Origin of the sequence: Undibacterium umbellatum, assembly GCF_014284125.1 — a bacterium.
In the GTDB taxonomy this organism is placed as follows: Bacteria; Pseudomonadota; Gammaproteobacteria; order Burkholderiales; family Burkholderiaceae_D; genus Undibacterium; species Undibacterium umbellatum.
In genome coordinates, this window is the sequence record NZ_JACOFX010000004.1 from 337405 (window position 1) to 351864 (window position 14460).

At 51.0% G+C, this 14460-nt stretch carries 13 protein-coding genes and 1 pseudogene; 7 read left to right on the forward strand and 7 right to left on the reverse strand.

Annotated features, from left to right (window positions below; translation table 11 throughout):
* From H8L47_RS11660 to H8L47_RS30245, 5 genes are all read left to right on the forward strand, one after another.
* Positions 1 to 2037, forward strand: coding sequence for a sodium:solute symporter family protein (locus H8L47_RS11660; protein WP_186953746.1), 2037 nt, complete (start codon positions 1 to 3; stop codon positions 2035 to 2037).
* A gap of 136 nt (positions 2038 to 2173) precedes the next feature.
* Entirely contained in the window at positions 2174 to 2926 is a 753-nt protein-coding gene (locus H8L47_RS11665) for a hypothetical protein (RefSeq protein ID WP_186953747.1), read from the forward strand.
* A 214-nt stretch (positions 2927 to 3140) separates the two neighbouring features.
* Positions 3141 to 3668, forward strand: coding sequence for a SecY-interacting protein Syd (locus tag H8L47_RS11670; RefSeq protein WP_186953748.1), 528 nt, complete (start codon positions 3141 to 3143; stop codon positions 3666 to 3668).
* A gap of 770 nt (positions 3669 to 4438) precedes the next feature.
* On the forward strand, positions 4439 to 4885 hold the full coding sequence (locus H8L47_RS11675; RefSeq protein WP_230413691.1) for a chemotaxis protein CheW: 447 nt from the start codon (positions 4439 to 4441) through the stop codon (positions 4883 to 4885).
* A gap of 54 nt (positions 4886 to 4939) precedes the next feature.
* Positions 4940 to 6688: a methyl-accepting chemotaxis protein gene (locus H8L47_RS30245; RefSeq protein WP_408057692.1), complete on the forward strand. Its 1749-nt coding sequence runs from the start codon at positions 4940 to 4942 to the stop codon at positions 6686 to 6688.
* A gap of 333 nt (positions 6689 to 7021) precedes the next feature.
* On the opposite strand, the gene H8L47_RS11685 is transcribed toward H8L47_RS30245, so the two are convergent.
* From H8L47_RS11685 to H8L47_RS11710, 6 genes are all read right to left on the reverse strand, one after another.
* Positions 7022 to 7420, reverse strand: a complete 399-nt coding sequence (locus H8L47_RS11685; protein ID WP_186953750.1) for a VOC family protein — start codon at positions 7418 to 7420, stop codon at positions 7022 to 7024.
* A gap of 10 nt (positions 7421 to 7430) precedes the next feature.
* On the reverse strand, positions 7431 to 7832 hold the full coding sequence (locus H8L47_RS11690) for a VOC family protein (RefSeq protein WP_186953751.1): 402 nt from the start codon (positions 7830 to 7832) through the stop codon (positions 7431 to 7433).
* Positions 7833 to 7901: 69 nt separating this feature from the next.
* Positions 7902 to 8702, reverse strand: a complete 801-nt coding sequence (locus H8L47_RS30250; RefSeq protein WP_186953779.1) for a helix-turn-helix domain-containing protein — start codon at positions 8700 to 8702, stop codon at positions 7902 to 7904.
* Positions 8703 to 9031: 329 nt separating this feature from the next.
* Positions 9032 to 9379, reverse strand: a complete 348-nt coding sequence (locus tag H8L47_RS11700) for a hypothetical protein (protein WP_186953752.1) — start codon at positions 9377 to 9379, stop codon at positions 9032 to 9034.
* A gap of 219 nt (positions 9380 to 9598) precedes the next feature.
* A complete protein-coding gene (locus H8L47_RS11705) occupies positions 9599 to 9964 on the reverse strand; it encodes a hypothetical protein (RefSeq protein ID WP_186953753.1) in 366 nt (121 codons plus the stop codon).
* Between the two features lie 86 nt (positions 9965 to 10050).
* Positions 10051 to 10455 (reverse strand): hypothetical protein, encoded by a 405-nt coding sequence (locus H8L47_RS11710; protein WP_186953754.1) that lies wholly within the window; start codon positions 10453 to 10455, stop codon positions 10051 to 10053.
* A gap of 458 nt (positions 10456 to 10913) precedes the next feature.
* On the opposite strand from H8L47_RS11710, the gene H8L47_RS11715 reads away from it, so the two are divergent.
* Together H8L47_RS11715 and H8L47_RS11720 are read left to right on the forward strand one after the other, a co-directional pair.
* On the forward strand, positions 10914 to 11327 hold the full coding sequence (locus tag H8L47_RS11715) for a CopG family transcriptional regulator (protein ID WP_186953755.1): 414 nt from the start codon (positions 10914 to 10916) through the stop codon (positions 11325 to 11327).
* 43 nt (positions 11328 to 11370) lie between these two features.
* Entirely contained in the window at positions 11371 to 12615 is a 1245-nt protein-coding gene (locus H8L47_RS11720) for an extracellular catalytic domain type 1 short-chain-length polyhydroxyalkanoate depolymerase (RefSeq protein WP_186953756.1), read from the forward strand.
* Positions 12616 to 12717: 102 nt separating this feature from the next.
* Here the strand turns inward: H8L47_RS11720 and H8L47_RS11725 are convergent.
* A pseudogene (locus H8L47_RS11725) lies at positions 12718 to 14334 on the reverse strand (catalase); the annotation flags it as partial.
* Between the last annotated feature and the right edge of the window lie 126 nt (positions 14335 to 14460).

Here is a 14460-nt window from a genome sequence, read left to right on the forward strand (position 1 = left end):
ATGCCACAAAAACGCTTCACCCAAAGACTGACGCTGTACTATTTGTGGTACACCCTGCTGTTTTTCATCTTCCTGATCAGCCTGGCGATACTGGAAAAAGAAGGCGTGCCGCGTGCATGGATAGGCTATCTCTTCATGTTCGCCACCATCGTGCTGTATGCTGGCATTGGCGTAGTCAGCCGCACGTCCGACATCAGCGAATATTATGTCGCCGGGCGGCGAGTGCCTGCCGTCTTCAATGGCATGGCAACCGCCGCCGACTGGATGTCTGCCGCCAGCTTTTTAAGCCTGGCTGGTGGCCTGTATCTGCAGGGTTTTGATGGCCTGGCCTACATCATAGGCTGGACTGGCGGCTTTTGCCTGGTAGCGATGCTGATAGCCCCCTATCTGCGCAAGTTTGGGCAATACACTATCCCTGACTTTCTCGGTGCGCGCTTTGCCGGCGCACCAGGAAACAACATGGTCAGGATCATCGCCGTGTTTGCCACCGTGTTCATCTCTTTCATTTATGTTGTGGCACAAATCTATGGCGTGGGCCTGATCACATCGCGCTTTACCGGCGTGGATTTTTCGGTGGGCATCTTCCTCGGTCTGGCCAGCATACTGGTGTGTTCTTTTCTTGGCGGCATGCGCGCCGTTACCTGGACCCAGGTGGCGCAATACATCATCATCATTATCGCGTTTTTGATCCCGGTGGCCTGGCTGTCGGTCAAGCATACCAATAATCCGGTTGCCCCCTTGTCATATGGCGCCGTGCTGCCTGAACTGGTCAGCAAGGAAAAGAGCTTTCAGTCAGACCCCAGAGAGCAGGAGGTGCGCGCCATCTACCGCCAGCGCGCCGATGAGCTGCAAAAGAAAATACAGCAACTGCCACTCTCGTGGGAAGAAGACCGGCTGGAACTGCAACACAAGCTGGAAGAATTAAAGTCCGGCAATGCCTCGCTGCTGGAGATTAAGGCCGCTGGACGGGTGCTGGCAAACTATCCAAAATCACCACAAGAAGCGCAAAGCCGCTGGAGCGATATCCGCAATAATTATCTGAACAAGGCGCAACCCGGTTTTTCCAAATACACGCCCTATGCGGCCAAAGACAAAAACGAATCCGACAACAAGCGCAATAACTTCATGGCGCTGGTGCTATGCCTGATGATGGGCACAGCCGCCCTGCCCCATGTGCTGGTACGTTACTACACCACCCCCACTGTCAAGGAAAGCCGCGACTCGGTATTCTGGTCGCTGTTCTTCATCATGCTGCTGTACATCACCATCCCGGCCCTGGCGATTTTGGTCAAATATGACATCTACAACTCCCTGGTCGGCAGTGAATTCGCCAAACTGCCCTCCTGGGTCACCTATTGGGCCAATATAGACCGCAACAACCCGCTGGTGAATATCACCGACATCAACCGTGACGGCATTGTCCAACTGGCCGAGATCGTGCTCGATGGCGACATCGTCGTGCTGGCTACGCCAGAAATCGCTGGCCTGCCCTATGTGGTTTCTGCCCTGGTCGCCGCCGGTGGCCTGGCCGCCGCCCTGTCCACTGCCGACGGCTTGTTACTGACCATATCAAACTCACTGTCACACGACATATATTACAAAATCATCGACCCGCAAGCCTCCACCCAAAAGCGTGTGACCATCTCCAAATTGCTCTTGCTGGTAGTGGCGCTGGTCGCTGCCTATGTGGCCTCACTCAAACCCGCCGATATCCTGTCACTGGTGGGCGCTGCCTTTTCGGTCGCCGCATCCGCCCTGTTCCCGGCGCTGGTGCTGGGCATATTCTGGAAACGCGCCAACCGCCAGGGTGCCATCTGCGGCATGATCACCGGCTTTGTCATCTGCGTGTTCTATATGCTTTACACCCACCCCCTGTTCGGCGGCAATCCCGCCAACCAGTGGTTCAACATCGCCCCGATATCGGCAGGCGTTTTCGGCGTGCCCGCAGGTTTCATCACCATGCTGGTGGTCAGCTTCTTTACACCAAAACCGGATCAAAAGACGCTGGAACTGGTGGATTTTATACGGCAGCCTTGAGTTTGTGCGCCTCCCCCCTGGGCACTGAGTGCATGCACCTTTCAGTGAGCTTAGCGCATGATTTTGAAATTTTTGAATCCTTTTTCGATTTGCCGCCCTCTGTCCATTTATTCTCATTTAGATTTTTGGATACCACATGCGCTCATCTCTTCTTGCCCTATGTATGATCCTGCCTCTCAGTGGCTGCAGCCAACTGAAAGCAGTTAAATTTCTCGCACCTCAGTCGTTTGGGTTTGTACAAGTCAGCCCGAATCTTTATGTCGAAGTGGGTACCGATCAAGCCACGCAAACCCGCTTGCAGGCCGACATGCTGGTGGCGGAAAAAGCCCTGGGCACAGTGTATGGCAGCGTTTTATCCAAACCAGTGGTCCACGCCTGCATGACGGAGCAATGCTTGCGGTCATTTGGTGGCCAGGGCACGTTTGCCAAGGCATATGGAAACCGCATCCTGCTATCTCCGATAGGACTGAACTGGCACTTCATCGCCCATGAATGGTCGCATGCAGAAATGATTAAACGCTTGGGTTTCCATGCCTGGAAAGAAATTCCGCAATGGTTTGATGAAGGCTTGGCTGTGATGGTGAGCGAAGCGCCAGTGCATTCCGAAGCGCACTGGCAATACCTGCAAGCCCAGCATATCGCCCACCCCAGCCGCGAAGAACTTTACAGCTTGCGCAGCCTGAGCGCCTGGAATGCGGCAGGTACGCGCTACAGCGACAATAAAAATACTGAGCGCCGTGCGCGTGGCGAAACGGAAATCCACTCCCTATACACCACCGCTGGCCACGAAGTGCGCACCTGGTTCCAGCAGGCGGGAACTGCGAACTTGCTGATCTTGATCTCCAAACTCAATGAAGGTAATAAATTTGATGCGATTTACCATCCATGACACGATGAACTGAAACTGATTCCAGCAGCTACAGATCTGCCTGCGCATGGAATGCAACGTGATACTGAGATGTTTATCGAGTAACAGCATCTATTAGCCAGCAAGCCTGAAAATATGGACAAGTCGTATCCAAGGCCTGCCTCAAAATCGAGTTGTTCTCTACAGCGGCGGCCAGGCAATGAGTCTCAAATGGGAAAATCGAATATGCTAGCCGATGAATCCGATCAATGATGATAAGATTATTGACCATTATCCGAGTAATCACGAAATGAAAACGATAGCAGAGCTTTTGCTAGCTGGTTTAGAGTGGCAAGCAAATGTAGAAAAAATAGAATACATTCCAGATTGGCCTTCACCGTGCGCAATTCTGCCAATTGACAACGAAGGCATAGTCGCTTGGCGTCCAGTAGCGATCGAGGGAGACACCGCGTTTAGTGCGCTTGACTTAAGACCTGAAATAGCAGAGTTTTTTACCAGCTATTTTGGAAGACCCATATACGCAAATCACTCCGGCGAAGAGTGCACCATCTATGCGAGCTGGAATCAAGACGAACTAAAGTCGGCAGCAAATAATGTGCAACTCATGTTGCAAGAAGACGCGCCTATCTGCATAGCCACCACCAGTTCCGACTCTTATTTCGGTGTTTGCAACACGACTGGTACGGTCTGGTTATGCGAACCCGGCTACCCACCTATGCGCCAAGTAGCAGAATCTCTGCAGGCCTTTTTATCTGAAAATTGAAACTTTATGTAGTAAGTAGAGGCGACTAGGGCGTTATCGCCCGCCGAGTTGGAAATGCATGAATGTCAGACCTGCCCCCTCGCCCCTTTACATTTTGAGTTTTACCACTTTAATTCCCATCTGCTGCCAAACATACACCATCGCGTGTCATGTAACAGTCAACGAAACCAGCGATCTCGCCTGGTGCATATATCGTCAAGAATGAATCATTGGTCGCCACAGTAAACGTGATGCTATTGGTGTTGTCGTCACAGATAGCGTGAACCTCGACACTCTCACCGGGTTGAATGATGAAGTATTCTGAAAGTGGCTCCAGCAACACTTTAACCCGCTGATCGATACCTGTTTTAAGGACATGTCTGTATGAGATTGTTAAATCCAACAAAAATACATTTCCGCACGGAAAAATTTCGCTTATTCTCTCATCTGTGCATTACCGCTAAAACTCAAGTGGCAAATTGAAATCGAAAAAATCGCCCTCAAAGCTTGCTTGAATTTTCGCCACTCCCGTTGCCCATCCCCCGCAACGAAAAATGTAGTCATCAACGGCCCAAATCCGCCGCGTTGTTAGGCCGCGTTGAAATTTGATTAGGTCACGTCCGTACCATTTTTTCGCATTTTTTACCGGCTGATAAATATAGCGAGTATCAGGTATTCTGATTACTGATATTTTGTCGAGACTCCCTATAATCTCGCCCGCATTTAATATTCTCAATTTTCCTTGATACACCTTTCAACCTATCAATATGCCCCTGCAAGCGAACAGCCACATGGAAGTACTTTCGTTCACCCTTGGCGACGAAGAATACGGTACGGATCTGCAGAAGGTGCAGGAAATCCGGGGTTATGACGCCGTTACACAAATTGCCAACATGCCGGACCATTTCAAGGGCGTGATCAATCTTCGCGGTGTGATCGTACCGATCGTCGACATGCGCATTCAGTTGAATCTGGGTACGCCTACATATGACCAGTTCACGGTCGTCATTATTCTCAATTTCGGCGCGCGGATCATTGGCATGGTCGTGGATAGTGTGTCCGATGTCATAACGCTAACGCCTGATCAGATCAAGCCAGCCCCTGCGATGGGCACCAACATTAGTTGCGATTATTTGATTGGCCTTGGCACAGTGAATGAACGGATGCTCATCCTCGTCGATATTGCCCGGCTGATGTCGCAGGTTGATATAGGACTTCTCGAAGAAGTCGCAGCTTGATAATGCAATGAGCCGATTTTTTGTATTAAAATATTAACGATTGGAAGTGACATGATGACGAATGAAGCGCGTGGTATGACGGTGAGGACACGCATCTGGGCTGGCTTTGCCTTGGTTTTATCAATGATGATAGTTCTTACGAGCATCGGGATCGCGCAGGTCAACTCGATTTCCAAAGGCCTGACCACGATCGGGGATGTCAACAGCGTCAAGCAACGCTATGCGATTAACTTTCGCGGTAGCGTCCATGATCGGGCAATCGCGTTGCGCGATGTGATCTTTGTCCCAACAGAGGCCGAGCTGCAGCCTGTTCTTGAGAAAATTGCCAGCCTCTCGGCAGACTATGAAAAGTCCGCAGGGCCGTTGGACAAAATGTTTAGCGAGCGAACCGACATCAGTAGCGAGGAAAAGCAGATCCTGGCAAGCATCAAGGAAACAGAAGCACGTACGCTCCCCCTGATTAAGAAAGTCGTCGAACTGCGTCGTGCTGGCGAGAGCGAGCAAGCCAAGCAAATAATGCTAGCTGACGCACGCCCTGCTTTTGTGGAATGGCTTGGTCGCATTAACAAGCTCATCGATTTCGAAGAAAACTTGAATCGTTCCGAATCGGCGTCTGCACGGGGTACAGCCAGTGGTTTTCAAACACTAATGATGATTATGTGCTTCGGTGCGCTCATCGTGGGTGCAGTTGTTGCTACTCTCATTACCCGTAGCATCATGAAGGCGCTCGGCGGCGAACCCAGTAAAGCTAGTGCAATTGCCCGCAGCATCGCATCAGGCGACCTTAGCGTTATTATTAGCCTCGACTCTCGCGACCAGACAAGCGTATTGTCAGCAATGAAGGAAATGCGTGACAGTCTGGTGAGTATCGTGGGGCGTGTGCGCAGTGCAACCGAGTCGATTTCAACTGGCTCATCGGAAATTGCATCTGGCAACCTAGACCTGTCTCAGCGTACCGAGCAGCAGGCATCATCACTTGAGAAAACCACTACTTCCATGGAAGAGCTGACAGCGACGGTGAAACAGAATGCGGACAATGCGCGACAAGCAAATAAACTGGCTGTAACTGCATCGGGTGTAGCGGTCAAGGGTGGCGAGGTTGTGGCCCAAGTTGTTGACACGATGGGGTCGATCAACGATTCCGCCAAAAAGATCGTCGATATCATCGCGGTCATTGACGGCATCGCTTTCCAGACAAACATTCTTGCCTTGAACGCAGCTGTCGAAGCGGCGCGCGCGGGTGAGCAAGGGCGTGGTTTCGCCGTCGTCGCGAGCGAAGTGCGCAACCTTGCGCAACGCTCTGCTGCAGCTGCCAAGGAGATCAAGACCTTAATTGGCGATTCCGTGGAGAAAGTCGACGCCGGCAGCAAACTGGTGGCCGAAGCCGGCAGCACCATGGGTGAGATCGTCGGCAGTGTCAAGCGGGTGACCGATATCATGGCTGAAATCATGGCTGCCAGCCAGGAGCAGAGTGCCGGTATCGAACAGGTGAATCAAGCTATTGGCCAGATGGATCAAGTCACGCAGCAAAATGCAGCGCTGGTGGAAGAAGCGGCGGCGGCGGCCGAATCGATGCAGGAGCAGGCTGACCAATTGGCGCAAACGGTCGCGATTTTCAAGCTTGATAGCACTTCACAGTTTTCAGTCGAAGCTGCTCCGGCTCGCCCTGTAAGGTCGACTGCATCGATTCGTAAGGAAGGCCCGGTCGCCCTTCCGGCTTCGCCGACCCAAGCAGCTCGCAGGCAGGCAACAAAGAAACTCGAAGCAGTCGCGCCGGCTGGAAATGAATGGGAATCGTTTTAAAGGTTCTTGTTAAATCACAACTTGCCCGAGAACCTCATCACTAGACGAGGGCGCAAAAGCTGCAAAAGATGTGGTCTTACATTCATACATTTTCTTGGTTTGAAATTGTCGTAATGTAAGACGTGACCCAATCTTTCTGACCCTATCTTTCTGGGGGTTAATGGGTGACCCTATCTTTTTGGACCCTATTTTTTTGCAGGTTGGGCAGCGTGCTTCCGTCGCCGAATTCCAGCGTGACATGGTTGGCGTCAACAAAGTCGCCACAAAAACCCGTGCTAGATGCAAAGAGAACAGGCGCAGGTCTTCAAGCAGGTTCTCGACCCTGTTCATGCATCAGCCTCCCCCTAGAAAGGCGGTGCGAAACTCCGGTGCGGGTTCCCGGTTGGAATAGATGTAGAGCATGACCCCATTTGGATCGCGCAGCGCAAAGCCGCGGTCACCCCAAGGGTGATCCTCGGGTGGAGTGTCAGGGGTGAGGCCAGTGACCAGAAGTTCGTTGTAGGTATCATCCACATCGGCAACGCAGAAATTATAGGTCAGGCCCGTGGGGTCACAAGCTGGCTGCTCGTGCTGTGGTTCCATGAATTGCAGCGACAGTCCAGGGCCGAATTCGAGGCTGATGAACCAACCGCAATCGAACACGAGGCGGGCGCCGAAATGTTTAATGTAGAACGCACGAGAGGCGGCGACATGCGGTGTGGTAATGGCGGGAGAAGCTGTTGTTGGTTGCATTGTGGCCCCCTCAGGAGATTGCTGTCATGTCGGAGCAAAGCTCGACCAGGCCGCCGCTCGGGTCTCGGACATAGCCGACGATCTGCCCCCACGGTTTGGCCGTTGGCGGCGACAGCGGGCTTGCCCCGGCCGCGACCGCTCTATCCCATGACGATTGCGGATCGTCGCAGATCAACGCGATTTCCACCGCCTGGGCCAGATCACTGGCACGCAGGGGGCGAATGGCCAACCCGTTCATCTCGGCCATCTCTTCACCCGCGAAGGCCAGGGTGGTGTCGCCGGTTTCCATCTCGGCATATTGGTTACTTTCATGGAGAAACCGCAGCGTCAGGCCGAAGGCCGCCTCGTAAAAGGCGATGGTTGCCCGAACATCTGGGACATAAATAATGGTATAGCCGAATCTGACTGTCATAGGGACCTCCTTGTTCATTTCCCCCAACCATACCAGCGGCGCCGCTGCCGGTCTTGTAAAAATCAGACATCAATCGCCAAGCGTGACCAGTGTCACATCCCCCATCCGGGCAGGCGAAAGCCCGCCAAAATCGCGTAAAGCGTGGGTCATATGGGCCTGATCAGCATATCCCGCCTCAAACGCCGCTTCAGATGGGCGCAGGTGATGGTCGCGAAGCAGGCGCAGTGCGCGGTGAAACTGCAAAATCCGGGCATAGGATTTGGGTGGCAGGCCCGTCGCATCGCGCACGATCCGCTGAACCGTCCGGGTGCTGATGTCCTGCATGCGCGCTATATCCTGAACCGCAAGTCGGCCACCGGAAGCATGGAGCGCGCTTAGAATGCGCAGGGTCTTTATGGGCGGAAGACTGTGCCCAAGCGCAATGCGGTGTTGCACGAAAGCAACCAACCGGCCCGGCAGATCGTCCGGTGAAGTCGCCTCTGCACATAGATCGGCAAGCTGTGGGCAGGCGCCGATCGCCGCCTCACCCATAAGGTTCCCGTCCCGCAAAAGCCCAGGGCTCAGCCCCAAAATGGGATAAAAAAAGCCCGGACGCAGTCGGATACCAGCAAAGCCCATGCCCGGTTCCACCACAACATCATAATGCCGGGTCGTCGGGCCTGTCACCACAACGGTGATGCTATTGATCGGACGTACCTTGGCGCAGAACCGTAAAATGATATCACAACGCCCGTCGGGCAAAACCCGATGGGCGCGGGCCTTGTCAGCTACGGACACCCAGACCGCTTCGATCCCACGGCCAGGATCGGCTCCACTCGAAAGCTCGGTGTAGCGTGAGGGGTGCGGGCTGCATGATATCGGGGTTTGCATCAAGGCTCGGTTCCGGATGGCGTCGAAATGGACATCCTATCATTTGATTTGTGTCGATGAATGATGTCAGCGACGGTATTCTTGCTGATCGCTAGGTCACGCGCGACCTAGCGATCAAAATAGGGGCACCCATTAGTCCCCGATCAAAATAGCGTCAGGTCTCTTAAGCAAACATTCTAAGTCATTGAATTTTAACGAGTAAATTCTAGTGTTTGCTTCGGCGCGATTTTCGGCAGCGAGCCGATTACTCCGCTTACATTACGACAATTCTAAATTAAGAAAATGCAGGAATGTAAGAGCTGCCCCCCTTCTTTCATGCGGATGTTCACCTATAACTTGGAACAACAAGAAAATCCGAGAACTGTAGTCCCGTCTGTTAAAACGAAGGTATATGAAATCTCATTGTCATTTTCTGCGCTAAACATTGTTCCGGAAACCTCAAATGGTGGTACATCCTCCTTGCTAGACGTCACTGTCATCACAACTTCGCTGTCGTCGCTCACCTTACCCACAAATTTTGCATAGATGTCGGAGTCCTTGGTGCACACATCTCCAAGGCACATCACACCTGAGATATCACAATTATCTTCACTCACTTCAAAGTATGCTTGGCCTCTAGTGACAAGCCAACGCCCTTTAAAATCGACACCCATAAACCAATTCCAATTAAATTCCATATCGTCCTGAACTCCGCATTCAATTAACCACGACAACCTGACACACAGCCACTATCTTTCGCCATGTCGAGTACGCTATACCATCTTAAAATTTTTTCTGCTTCTTGTTCTCAACTGTCCTCTGATAGTTCTATCGAGGACGCTTGTCACTCTGTATAAAAAGGGTCATAACAATGCGAGCAAGTTAAAGGCTACAATGACTCTGTCGCTTGACCCCAGCTAGTCGTACTGCATTTGTGAATATTTGGATATGGCTTTCCCATCTGAGGCCACCGACACGCCACAGACTGCTTTGTCAAACATAAATCCAGGAAACAAGAAGGTGTGGCCTTTATCTTCTACTGATCCGTAATGAAGAGCACCTCTTTTACCTAATTTTTCTTCAAATTTTGTGACTGCAAGAGAAATGTCTGAGCCCAGTTCAATCGCATCGCAGAAAGCCTGCGCTTCTCTTTCAGCAGACCAGTTTATATACCCCACCAGAGCAATCAAAATTACTGGCACTGAAATTATGGCAAAGGCGATTTTCACAAACATGGAGTAGCGCCTTCTGACCGGATCTTTTTTATTGACTATAAAGCTCATTTTTCAGCATTGACTTTCGAATCTAAGATTACGCAATCTGATCGTGGCTGTGCATTGATTCCCGAAAACCCCGATCGATTTCAAACCTATTCATGTTGTGAACATCTTGTGATTTTTTCTTCGTAGAATTCACCTTCGGACAATTTCCATATATAACTCTCTGTCCCATCTTCATGATCTGCATGAAATATTCCTGTCAGGTAGTCGGTTGCCCAGTCTTCTGTATGAATGATTTCTTTTGTGAGTGTTTTTAGCTGATCTCTGATGTAGCTGAGGCGCTGGATTCGTATATCTGCACCATAGAAGATGTAATGCGTCCAGTTGATATGCGTGTCTGGTATTACCCAGCCCTGGTTATACATTTCTGCTCCTGTTGCATCAAATCTGTAATCCCTGGCTTTATCAATGAAGGATGAAATGACTGCCTTGATCTGTGGGATAGACTCTTCACGGCATTCTATCCAGCCTCTGACGCTTATATATGTTCCCATGCTGCTTAAGTGGAGCCTTGACGAAAATGCATATTGTACTATTGTCAGTTCACCTCACTGAAAGACAAAAAAACCACGCTGCTGCTAAGCGCAATGTGATCTGGCACGTTTCTCGAAATGCTGTATTGGAACCGTAACCACGAGTTAGGACAATCTGCAATAAAAGTACCCGCCTGTCGCCGTCAGAGGGCAGGGAAAAACACCCATGAGCTGCCTAGTCTTGCCTCAATCAAATACATCAACCACAAGCTCAGGCGGACAGGTATCACTGGCTTAGAATCTATTTCCGTGCATTTTGGTAAGTCTCTGCGCTGAAGCCCTGTAGGACGAAGAGCCAAAAAAGTTCTTATACAAATTAATGCTTTACTTTGATAAATCCATTGATATACTCCAATTAACATCCCATAAACATCCAATTGCCATCCAAATGGATGATAGTTCAAAGTTAAAGAAAAAATATGACTGTCACCGACATACGGGCCAAGGCTAGCGATACTGAAAAAATTACCATCAATCTTGGCCTGGTCGATCTGGGTCAGGTTGATTTGCTGGTACAGGAAGGTTTCTATTCGAACCGTACTGACCTGATACGTACAGCAATACGCAATCAGTTGCTGACTCATGCTGAAGTCATACGCCAGACAGTAATACGCAAGAGCCTGGTACTGGGTCTGCAGCATTACACGCGTGCCGATCTAGAGGCCGTGCGGGATGCAGGGCAGCGTTTGCAAATACAGGTATTGGGGTTGGCCAGTATTGCAGCCGATGTCAGCCCCGAGCTTGCCGTGGCGAGTATCGAATCTATTTCTGTCCTGGGTGCATTCCAGGCCAGTAGCGCGGTAAAAGCCGCGCTGGCAGACCGCATTCTTTGAATGCACAAGTCCGCTTCATATGCACCAACATTGAAAGTAGAACATGAATTTTAATCAAGACCTGCTGGCCCGCATGCGCATGGCAGGACAATCCTGGCGCGATGCACAGGCATTTGCCGTGCCAGTTAAGGGCAGCATTAATCCAGAGCAATTGCAGAAATTGACTGCCGTCACAGAACTGATACAACGTACTCTTAACGATCATTTGCCAGGACTTGCAAAAGCAGATACGCATGCAGACATACATCACACAAGAGCAGACGATGCAAAGTGGGAGCAGTCGCTGCATGACATCAACCCACGGCCTGCAAAGAAACACGATGTTCAGGCACGAGGCGAAGCTGCGCCTCAGGCAGATGTCATTGATGTTGACACTCTACAGACCAGGAAAAGTGATAAAAGTAATGCAGGCCGATTCATCAGCGGCAGCTATGCCAATGCCCATGGCAAGCGCGGCTATAAACTGTATGTTCCTTCCAGCTATGCTGGAAATACCGGACAGGCCCTACCTCTGATCGTCATGCTGCATGGCTGCACGCAAGGGCCAGATGATTTTGCCACCGGCACAGGTATGAATTTGATAGCAGAGCAGCAGCAATGCATCGTGGTCTATCCGGCTCAGGACCAGGGCGCAAACACGTCGAAATGCTGGAACTGGTTCAAGGCTATGGATCAAAAACGTGACCAGGGTGAACCTGCTCTGATAGCTGGTATTACCCGTGAAATCATGGCTGATTATCATGTCGACGAGAGACGCGTGTTTATCGCTGGCATGTCTGCTGGCGGTGCTATGGCGGCCATCATGGCAGATGCCTATCCCGAGCTGTATGCCGCAGTTGGCATTCATTCTGGCCTGCCTTTCGGCGCAGCGAGCGATTTACCGTCCGCACTGGCAGCCATGCGTGGTGCTGCCAGCCAAAGCAAGAAGCCTTCTGCAGGCGCGGCAATACCTATCATCGTCTTCCATGGCGATCAGGATCATACCGTCAACAACAAGAATGCCGATCACATCATGACACGTTACCTCGACCATAGTCAGGCAAGGTCATTACAGGCACAAGAAGAGAACGGCAGCGGGAAGAACGGTCGCCGCTACACACGCACGCGCTACGCTGGCGATGTCGCATCCCAGCCAGCCCATGCTGAACAATGGGTCATCCACGGCGCTGGTCATGCCTGGTCAGGCGGTAATAGCCAAGGCAGTTATACCGACGCTTCAGGGCCAGACGCCAGCCGCGAAATGTTGCGCTTCTTTCTCTCGCAAGCGAGCAACATCAAACCCGACTGAAAAAATATCAGCAATAGCAAAGTCCCTCGCCAGAAGGGATAAGAAATGAAGCCTTATGCACTGATATGCATAAGGCTTTATTTCAATATACAGTTCTACTTATTAAAGCGATGGGCGCACAAATTTTTCACGAGCCCACATGCGCGTTTTTGCTGCCGCCACAAAGTCTTTCAACTTATCCGTGGATATGACAGCAGCATCTTTATTGATGCCCGCTGCATTCAGCAGGATCTCGCCACCCGCATCATAAGCAATCGCTTTCAGGTGACTAAATGCATCCCTGACAAAGTCGCAGGCTGCCATATCCCCTTCCAGTTTTTTTGCCGATTCGTCAGTAAGAACAACAACGATGGCATCAAATATCACCGACGGGCTGCCTGCCAGTTGACCATCTATTTTGGCTTCTGTGCCATCTGACAAATGTACGCCATTGATACGCGGTGCGATGATCTTGTACTTGGCATCGGCGCTGGCCACAGCAGCTTTTACTTTTTCCAATATCTTGGCATCTGAGCCTTCGGCAATGAGTACACCGACCACACGACCTGCCAGGGTATCCTTCATTTTATCTATCAATCGCAAGGCTGGTGATACGGGCAAATCCTGTACTATTACCATGGTGGCAGGTGCCGCGGGTAACTCCTTGATGCCCAGGCCATGGGCCAGGCGTTGTGCCAGTTCTTCATCGATATACCGCATATGACCGACCATCGCCAAACGTATATGCGGATGCTCGACTTTTGACAGTTCAAAGACCAGTGCCGCAATAATATGTGCTTGCTCTGTTTCGTCCTGGCTGGCAAAAAATTGACGTGCCTGGCTGTAATGATCTGCAAAACTTTCAGGGCGTATCCGGCCTTTGTCACCTGCCACAGGCTCTGCCACGCTGTTAAAACCTGTCAATGGCTGTTCGCGTGGCGCGTCCTTTGCCAGCGTGTTTGGCTCATACGCAACCCTGCCTGTAGGGCGCGCCATTTGCATATGACCATCACGCTGGTGATTGGCCAATGGACACTTTGGTGCATTGACAGGAATCTGGTGAAAATTAGGTGAACCCAATTTGGACAACTGCGTATCGAGATAAGAAAATAAACGCCCCTGCAACAAAGGATCATCCGAGAAATCAATGCCGGGGACTATATGCGATGGGCAAAACGCCACTTGCTCTGTCTCTGCAAAGAAGTTATCTGGCCACCTGTCCAACACCATGCGCCCTACGACAGTCAGTGGCACCAGTTCCTCAGGTATGAGCTTGGTGGCATCGAGATGATCAAACGGGAATTGATCTGCTTCTTTTTGCGTGAATAGCTGCACCGCCAGTTCCCATTCAGGGAAGTCGCCTGCAGTAATGGCTTCAAAAAAATCACGCCTGTGGAAGTCAGGGTCAGCACCGGCAATTTTGACTGTCTCATCCCAAATGGTGGATTGCAACCCTGCTTTTGGACGCCAGTGGAATTTCACGAAAGTGGCTTCTCCATCCGTGTTAACGAGCCGGAAAGAATGCACGCCAAAGCCTTCTATCATGCGCAATGATCTTGGCAGTGTGCGGTCTGACATGATCCACATCACCATGTGCATGGCTTCTGGCGTCAGTGAAATGAAATCCCAAAAGGTATCATGTGCAGTTGCTGCTTGCGGGAAGCCACGATCAGGTTCCATTTTTACGGCATGGATAAGATCAGGAAATTTAATGGCATCCTGGATAAAAAAAATTGGAACGCGAGTTCAAATAAGAAGTGCAACAGAAGCTAAATTGGTTTGAATGGGAAGATGCGGTAGCATCCGAACTTCCAGACCTCCAAGTCAAAGTTGCCCGAAATGACATACACACATCTTACCCAAGAC

Bases quoted from the DNA above. Each gene is read 5' to 3' on its own strand.
- H8L47_RS11710 (WP_186953754.1), bottom strand. From the start codon at position 10,455: ATGGGAACATATATAAGCGTCAGAGGCTGGATAGAATGCCGTGAAGAG.
- H8L47_RS11675 (WP_230413691.1), top strand. From the start codon at position 4,439: ATGGAAGTACTTTCGTTCACCCTTGGCGACGAAGAATACGGTACGGAT.
- H8L47_RS30245 (WP_408057692.1), top strand. From the start codon at position 4,940: ATGACGAATGAAGCGCGTGGTATGACGGTGAGGACACGCATCTGGGCT.
- H8L47_RS11670 (WP_186953748.1), top strand. From the start codon at position 3,141: ATGAATCCGATCAATGATGATAAGATTATTGACCATTATCCGAGTAAT.
- H8L47_RS11705 (WP_186953753.1), bottom strand. From the start codon at position 9,964: ATGAGCTTTATAGTCAATAAAAAAGATCCGGTCAGAAGGCGCTACTCC.
- H8L47_RS11720 (WP_186953756.1), top strand. From the start codon at position 11,371: ATGAATTTTAATCAAGACCTGCTGGCCCGCATGCGCATGGCAGGACAA.
- H8L47_RS11690 (WP_186953751.1), bottom strand. From the start codon at position 7,832: ATGACAGTCAGATTCGGCTATACCATTATTTATGTCCCAGATGTTCGG.
- H8L47_RS11715 (WP_186953755.1), top strand. From the start codon at position 10,914: ATGACTGTCACCGACATACGGGCCAAGGCTAGCGATACTGAAAAAATT.
- H8L47_RS30250 (WP_186953779.1), bottom strand. From the start codon at position 8,702: ATGCAAACCCCGATATCATGCAGCCCGCACCCCTCACGCTACACCGAG.
- H8L47_RS11660 (WP_186953746.1), top strand. From the start codon at position 1: ATGCCACAAAAACGCTTCACCCAAAGACTGACGCTGTACTATTTGTGG.
- H8L47_RS11685 (WP_186953750.1), bottom strand. From the start codon at position 7,420: ATGCAACCAACAACAGCTTCTCCCGCCATTACCACACCGCATGTCGCC.
- H8L47_RS11665 (WP_186953747.1), top strand. From the start codon at position 2,174: ATGCGCTCATCTCTTCTTGCCCTATGTATGATCCTGCCTCTCAGTGGC.
- H8L47_RS11700 (WP_186953752.1), bottom strand. From the start codon at position 9,379: ATGGAATTTAATTGGAATTGGTTTATGGGTGTCGATTTTAAAGGGCGT.